A 7544-nucleotide genomic window follows, 5' to 3' on the forward strand; every position below is an offset into this window, starting at 1 on the left:
CCATGGCTTTGGAGTACCGCGAATGGAAGGAGGGCGACGACCTCGCCCTCCTGGAAATCTGGGGCGGCCCGGAGACCCTTCCCGCTGAGCAGTTCCGTGCGGCCCTGGCGCCGTCCAGCAACCAACCTTGGCGCCGCTGCATCGTGGCCGAAGATGTGGTGGACGGGGTACGGATCCCTGTAGCCGCCGGCGTGGTTCACGAGGCATCCCTGCACCCCGAACGACTCTGGACGTATATCGAGGTTGCCAGGGACCACCGCCGTGAAGGCGTAGGCGCCACCCTGCTGACCATGCTTCGGCGTGAAGCCGGGAACTCGCCGTCGGGCGTTTCCAAGCTGCGCAGCAAGGTGGAGCCGGACACCGCCGGTGCGGCCTTCGCTGCGGCGGCGGGACTCGCGCCCATCCAGCGGTCGCAACTGGTGGTGGTGGAGCCGGAACCACTGTCCTTGCCGCGGTTCGGTGACGGCTCGGAGGAAGCCGCGTCCGAGCGCGTGGAGGACTTGGCTACGGGTTCGGTTGAGTTGAGCGACGTTGTGGGCAAGTACTACTCGCACGTCCACCACTGGGACAGCCCGGGGGAGCTCAGCATCGCCACAGTACAGCGCTTGTTCCTGCATGACCTGACTGGAGCCCACGGCGCGATCGTGCTGCGTGCCCCCAAGGCCAGTGCTTTTGGCCAAGGCGTTCCAGCGACCCGCAAGGGCAAGATCCAGGCCTTCGCCATCAGCTACGCCCAGGGCAACTCCGATGAACCGTCGGATGTCTTCCTGGGGCATGACCCCCAGCTGTCTGCCGACGATGCATCGGCGGCTGTGCGTGATCTCTTGGCGCTCATCGCTTACCAGCACCCGGTATTGCTGGAAGTGGACGAATCCATGACGGCGCTCCGGACGGTCCTGGGGCCGCTGCTGGAATCGGGCAAGGCCCACGTGCGCGGCGCGGATACCTTGATCGTCAGCGACTGACCAGTATTTACACGCGGGTTCCCGTGCTGCCTGCTTCCTGCGGGCTGCACGGGATCTTTTGCTTTAAGGCCGAACTCTGCGGTGGGCCTGGTCCCGCGTAGGGTTAAGGGCATGAGGTTTTGCTGCTGATGGGCCACGGTCACTCCCACGGACATTCTGAAAGTTCCGAGCCAACGCCGCAGGCCCTTGCCTCGCGGAAAAGGGCCAACTGGATTCTGGCGGCCATACTGGTTCCGTTGGGCGTCCTGACGCTCGTGGCCATGATGGTCATGTGGCCTTCCGGAAGCCGGGAGGGAATCACGTTCTCGAGCCCGTACCAGGCTGCCCCGGGCGTTACTTTCGATACCGGGAAAATCCAGAGCGTGGTGGTGGAAAGCTGCACGCAAACCGGCCAAACGGGCACTGGGCAGCCCAACGCCGGTCAAACCGATCCCAACCAAGGTGGGCAGGCCGGCGGTTCGCAGTGCACCTTCGCATTCACCGAGCCGGACAAGGGTGGAGACGTGGTCAAGGTGGTCATCAACCCTGACGTTGCCATGTCCCATGGTGTGGACGTGGGGGATTCCATCAGGTACCTGAACCTCTCCGCAGCCCAAGGCGCCAGTGCGGGCAGCGGGGCTCCGGCCTACGTCTTCGTCGACTTCGTCCGAAGCATCCCTATCGCCATCCTGGCTGTCTTGTACGCAGCGGTGGTCATTGCTGTGGCCCGCTGGCGTGGCTTCCGGGCGTTGCTTGGCCTGGTGGGCGCCTACTTCGTCCTGGTGAGCTTCATCCTGCCGGGCTTGGTGGAGGGCAAACCACCGCTGCTGCTGGCGTTGGTGGGGTCCACGGTGATCATGATCGGGGTCCTGTACTTCGCGCACGGATTCTCGGCGCGAACATCCACGGCATTGCTGGGCACCATTTTTGGGCTCAGCATTACCGCACTTTTGGCGGCCTGGGCTACCGACGCCGCCAACCTGGCCGGCGTGGGAAACCACGATGCCTCCACGCTGGTGAACATGTCACCCCAGATCTCGATCTCCGGGATCATCCTTTGCGGCCTCATCATTTCCGGCCTTGGCGTGCTCAACGACGTCACCATCACCCAGTCATCTGCCGTGTGGGAACTGTATGAACTGGCGCCCAACACCACGGCCCGCAAGCTGTTCACCTCGGCCATGAGAATCGGTCGGGACCACATCGCCTCCACGGTGTACACCATCGCTTTTGCCTACGCCGGCGCCGCCCTGCCGATCCTCATCATCGTGATGCTGTACGACCGCCCGCTGGACGAAGCACTGACCAGCGCCGAATTGTCCGAGGAAGTCATCCGGACCCTGGTGGGATCCATCGGCCTGGTTCTGGCCATCCCCGTCACCACGCTGATTGCCGTCCTGGTGGTCAAAGCCACCGGCATGAAGCGCCTCGCCAACGCGGACGGGCCGTCAGTGACTGCCGACGAGCTGAACGATACCGGCGCGCTGGCAGCAGCCGCCGCCGTCGTGGGTTCCGCTCGCCAGGACAAGCAAAAGACGCAGGACCCTCACGACGCCGGTCCAAGCCTTGACGCTCCCGGCCAGCCTGCGCGTCCGGGGAGCCGCCGCGCCCAGCGGGAAGCGGAGCGGCGCGGAGATACGAGCGACGACGCTACGTAGCACCCAGCCCGGCTCCTGTTCGTCCGACCCGTCGTATTGCGCACACCTGGGCGAACAAGGCAGGGTTCGGGGCGGGCTGTCCGCCGATTTGCCCATATTTGCAACAATGGATGGGTGACTGTTGTAGCAACGCCCCCCGCACCAAAGCTCGAGCTCCCGCCGTTGAAGCTCGGCGGGATTACCGTGGACACCCCGGTAATCCTCGCCCCCATGGCGGGCATCACCAACTCGGCCTTCCGCAGGCTCTGCCGTGAATACGGTGGCGGCATGTACGTGGCCGAGATGGTCACTTCCCGTGCCCTGGTGGAACGGACGCCGGAATCGTTGCGCATCATCTCCCACGATGAGGACGAGAAAGTCCGTTCCGTGCAGCTCTACGGTGTGGATCCGGTGACGGTGGGTGCCGCGGTGCGGATGCTCGTCGAAGAGGACCGCGCGGATCACATCGACCTGAACTTCGGCTGCCCCGTGCCCAAAGTCACCCGGCGCGGTGGCGGCTCGGCGCTCCCGTGGAAGATCGATCTCTTCACGTCCATCGTGCAAACGGCGGTCAAGGAAGCGTCCAAGGGCGGTATCCCGCTGACCATCAAGATGCGCAAGGGCATCGACGAGGACCACCTGACGTACCTCGACGCCGGCCGCATAGCCCGCGACGCAGGCGTGGCCGCCGTCGCCCTCCACGGACGCACGGCCGCACAGTTCTACTCCGGGCAGGCCGACTGGTCTGCCATCGCCCGTCTCCGCGAAGCGCTTCCGGATATCCCGGTGCTGGGCAACGGAGATATCTGGTCCGCCGAGGATGCCGTCCGCATGGTGCGGGAGACCGGGGTGGATGGCGTGGTGGTTGGCCGCGGCTGCCAGGGCCGCCCCTGGCTGTTCGGTGACCTCCAGGCAGCCTTCGAAGGCAGCGACCAGCGGCACCGTCCCGGACTCCGTGAAGTGGCTGAAGGGGTTTACCGGCACGCCGAGCTCATGGTGGAGACCTTCGGCAATGACGAATACAAGGCGCTCCGCGAAATCCGCAAGCACATGGCCTGGTATTTCAAGGGCTACGTGGTGGGCGGCGAGCTTCGCGCCAAACTGGCTACGGTCCCCACCCTTGAGGTGCTGCGCGAATACCTAGAAGAACTGGACATGGACTCGCCTTACCCGGGTGTCGATTCAGAAGGTCCCAGGGGTCGTGCGGGTTCGCCCAAGAAGCCGGCGTTGCCGAAAGACTGGCTGGTGAGCCGTCAGCTGAACGCTGAACAGAGCGCGGATATCTCGGCCGCGGAGCTGGACGTTTCGGGCGGCTAGCCTCACACGTGTAAGACTGACTCAAGAAGCTCCACACCCCGGCGCTTGAAGGAGGCAGATACCCATGGGAACCGAAGCGATACTTGGCCACGACGGGACGGCCCACGATTTTGTGCTGGCCATCCCCGGTTACGCCGAGGCAGATTCCGCGCGGTGGGTTGAAGAGCCGCGCAAGAGCAACTATCGCTCCGATTTTGAACGGGACCGCGCCAGGGTCCTGCACTCGTCGGCCCTGCGCAGGCTCGGTGCAAAAACACAGGTCGTTGCCCCGGACACGGATGACTTTGTCCGAACCAGGCTGACCCACAGCCTGGAAGTGGCCCAGGTGGGCCGTGAGCTGGGTCGTTCCCTTGGCTGCGATCCGGATGTGGTGGACACCGCGTGCCTGAGCCACGACCTCGGCCACCCGCCTTTCGGCCACAACGGCGAGTCCGCGCTGAATGAGGTTGCCCACACCATCGGCGGCTTTGAAGGCAACGCCCAGACACTGAGGCTGCTGACCCGGCTTGAACCGAAGGTTCTCGCCGAGGACGGCAGGCCGGCAGGGCTCAACCTGACCCGCGCCAGCCTCGACGCCGCGTCCAAATACCCGTGGTCCGCCGTCGACGCTCCCGTCATCCATGGCCAACGCACCAGCAAGTTCGGCGCCTACGAGGACGATCTTCCGGTTTTCGAATGGCTGCGCGAGGGCGCCCCTGGGAACCGCTCCTGCATCGAGGCCCAGGTGATGGACCTCGCAGACGACATTTCGTACTCGGTCCACGACGTCGAGGACGCGATCGTCGCAGGCCATTTCCAGCTCAAGTGGATGGAAAACCCGGACCACCGGGCACGTGTGGTGGGCTACACCAAGCAGTGGTACCTGCCGCACAACGACCCCGCCGAAATCGATGCCGCCCTGGCCCGGCTGGAGGCCACCAAGGTCTGGGTCCGCGAGGCCGATGGCAGCCGGAAGTCGATGGCCGCCCTGAAGGATATGACCAGCCAGTTGATCGGCCGGTTCTGCCACAGCGCCATGGAAACCACGCGGGCGCACTTTGGCCCGGCCAACCTGACCCGCTATGACGCAGAGCTCATGGTTCCCGAGGACACCGTCACTGAAATCGCGGTGCTCAAGGGCTTGGCCACCACGTTTGTCATCTCCACCGACCACCGCCAGCCCGTTTACGAACGCCAGCGCGAAGTGCTGCACGCGCTCGTGGGTGTCTTGAACGCCTCCGGCGACCGCCACCTGGAGCCGATGTTCGCCGCGGATTGGCGTGACGCCGCCGACGACGGTGCCCGGTTGCGTGTGGTGATTGACCAGGTCGCATCGCTGACGGACGTCTCCGCACTGGCCGTGTACGAACGCCTCGTGGGCAGCCTTCCGTCACTCTGGTAACTCTGCAGCCGCTGACGTTAACGGCGGGGACTCCGGGGGCAAGCGACTAGGATGGTGACGTGGCTGGCCTGATCAAACGTGAAGATATCGACGAAGTACGCCAGCGCACGGATATCAAGGAAGTCGTTGACGGTTACGTCACGCTCAAGGGCGCCGGGCTGGGCAGTTTCAAGGGCCTGTGCCCCTTCCACGACGAACGCTCGCCCTCCTTCACTGTTCGCCCGCAGGTGGGCCGGTACCACTGCTTCGGCTGCGGCGAGGACGGTGATGCCATCTCCTTCGTCCAGAAGATGGACCACAGCTCCTTCCACGAGGCTGTTGAGAAGCTGGCCGCCAGGATCGGCTACGAGCTGCGTTACGAGGACGGCGGCACCGGTCCCAGCCGCGAGGAAGTGGGCAAGCGCCAGCGTTTGTTGGACGCCCACAAGATCGCCGACGAGTTCTTCCGCGCCCAGCTGCTGACCCCCGGCGCGGCCGAAGGGCGCAATTTCCTCGATGGCCGCGGTTTCGACCGCGCCGCTGCCGAGCATTTTGGCGTGGGATATGCGCCCCAAGGATGGGACGCATTGCTGAAGCACCTCCGCGGACGCGGGTTCACGGATGCTGAGTTGAAACTCACAGGGATGTTCTCCGAAGGAAACCGGGGCATCTACGACCGCTTCCGGGGAAGGCTCATCTGGCCCATCCGCGACATCGCGGGGGACACCATCGGATTCGGCGCCCGCAAGCTCTACGAGGACGATCAGGGCCCCAAGTACCTGAACACCCCGGAAACCACGCTCTACAAAAAGTCCCAGGTCCTCTACGGGATCGACATCGCCAAACGGAACATCGCCAAGGAACGGCAACTGGTGGTGGTGGAAGGGTACACGGACGTCATGGCCTGCCACCTCGCAGGAGTAACGACGGCGGTAGCCACCTGCGGTACTGCGTTCGGCACCGAACACATCAAGGTAGCCCGGAGGCTCCTTTCGGACGACGGCAGCGGCGGCGAGGTCATCTTCACCTTCGACGGAGACGCCGCAGGACAGAAGGCCGCCCTGAGGGCGTTCGAGGAAGACCAGCGATTCACGGCCCAGACGTACGTCGCCGTGGAACCTTCCGGCGCGGATCCTTGCGATCTTCGCCAGCTCAAGGGCGACGCCGCTGTGCGCGATCTGATCGGTACCCGGAAGCCCCTCTTTGAGTTCGCCATCCGGGCTACGCTTCGGCGGCACAACCTGGACACGGTGGAAGGCCGCGTGGCGGCACTGCGCGAAGCTGCCCCCGTGGTGGCCCAGATCAGGGATTCCGCCACGAGGCCCGGCTACACGCGCAACCTGGCCGGCTGGCTGGGGATGCCCATCGAGGAAGTCAGCAGCTACGTCGGGGCGGCCGCCAAGCGCGCAGCATCCGGCGGCAGCGCCTCAGCTCCGGCCGGCCCGGGCGGGCAATCGGCCGCGGCAGCACCGCCGTCGAACAGTCCTGTCTTTCAACGGCCCGATCCCAGGGATCCCATCGCCGGTATGGAACGTCAGGCGCTGGAGGTTGTCCTCCAGGAACCGGGGGTGCTGGGCGGGGGAGCATGGGAGCGTTTCGAGGCCTCGCACTTCGCCACCCCCGCGTATGCGGCGGTCCACACGGCCGTGCGGGCTGCCGGACTTGCCCATGCGGCTGATCCGGTGGCGTGGGTGGAGCAAGTGCGCCAGGAAGTTCCCGAGCCTTTGCGGCCCTTGGTGTCCGAGTTGGCCGTGACGCCCTTGCCCGCCAGTACACCGGAGGCCATGCAGCGGTACTGCCGCGACATCCTGGCCCGTCTCTTCGAGCTGCAGATCACCCGTATCAAAGCAGACAAGATGGGCCAGCTGCAACGCCTGGATGCAGGAGCCAATCCGGAGGAATTCCAGCGGTTGAACCGTGAGTTGATGTTGCTGGAAATGGAGCGCCGATCTTTGCGATCGGACGGCTGAGAACCTCGATTTCGTTTTCCGGCGGGCCCCTGTTAAGCTAGTAACCGCTTCATTCCTCCGTAGCTCAATTGGCAGAGCATTCGACTGTTAATCGAAGGGTTACTGGTTCAAGTCCAGTCGGAGGAGCGCACAATACCCCCGTTCCGAGCTTTCGGAACGGGGGTATTTTTATACCCCCGAGGGGTATCCGGAGTCGATTTCGCATTCCGGTAGAACCTTTGCTAAAGTCATAACCGCTTCATTCCTCCGTAGCTCAATTGGCAGAGCATTCGACTGTTAATCGAAGGGTTACTGGTTCAAGTCCAGTCGGAGGAGC

At 64.5% G+C, this 7544-nt stretch carries 5 protein-coding genes and 2 tRNA genes; all 7 read left to right on the top strand.

All coding sequences use genetic code 11. The annotated features are described in order from the left end of the window. The first annotated feature begins 2 nt into the window (after window positions 1–2). Entirely contained in the window at window positions 3–965 is a 963-nt protein-coding gene (locus RQH14_RS17200; RefSeq protein ID WP_311214364.1) for a GNAT family N-acetyltransferase, read from the top strand. Between the two features lie 128 nt (window positions 966–1093). Then, a complete protein-coding gene (locus tag RQH14_RS17205) occupies window positions 1094–2602 on the top strand; it encodes a YibE/F family protein (protein ID WP_311214365.1) in 1509 nt (502 codons plus the stop codon). A 114-nt stretch (window positions 2603–2716) separates the two neighbouring features. After that, window positions 2717–3898, top strand: coding sequence for a tRNA dihydrouridine synthase DusB (gene dusB, locus RQH14_RS17210; RefSeq protein WP_311214366.1), 1182 nt, complete (start codon window positions 2717–2719; stop codon window positions 3896–3898). Window positions 3899–3962: 64 nt separating this feature from the next. Beyond that, window positions 3963–5279: a deoxyguanosinetriphosphate triphosphohydrolase gene (locus tag RQH14_RS17215; RefSeq protein WP_311214367.1), complete on the top strand. Its 1317-nt coding sequence runs from the start codon at window positions 3963–3965 to the stop codon at window positions 5277–5279. A 59-nt stretch (window positions 5280–5338) separates the two neighbouring features. Continuing rightward, the gene (gene dnaG, locus RQH14_RS17220; protein WP_311214368.1) at window positions 5339–7228 is read left to right on the top strand and encodes a DNA primase; all 1890 of its coding nucleotides are present in this window, start codon (window positions 5339–5341) and stop codon (window positions 7226–7228) included. A gap of 53 nt (window positions 7229–7281) precedes the next feature. Further along, a tRNA-Asn gene (locus tag RQH14_RS17225) sits at window positions 7282–7354 on the top strand. A 116-nt stretch (window positions 7355–7470) separates the two neighbouring features. Next, window positions 7471–7543 (top strand) — tRNA-Asn (locus RQH14_RS17230). The last annotated feature ends 1 nt before the right edge of the window (window position 7544 follow it).

This window comes from Arthrobacter sp. WCS2018Hpa-7 (assembly GCF_031843805.1).
In the GTDB taxonomy this organism is placed as follows: Bacteria; Actinomycetota; Actinomycetes; order Actinomycetales; family Micrococcaceae; genus Arthrobacter.

Coding starts and splice junctions, on each gene's coding strand:
- RQH14_RS17200 (WP_311214364.1), top strand. CDS start 3: ATGGCTTTGGAGTACCGCGAATGGAAGGAGGGCGACGACCTCGCCCTC.
- RQH14_RS17205 (WP_311214365.1), top strand. CDS start 1,094: ATGGGCCACGGTCACTCCCACGGACATTCTGAAAGTTCCGAGCCAACG.
- RQH14_RS17215 (WP_311214367.1), top strand. CDS start 3,963: ATGGGAACCGAAGCGATACTTGGCCACGACGGGACGGCCCACGATTTT.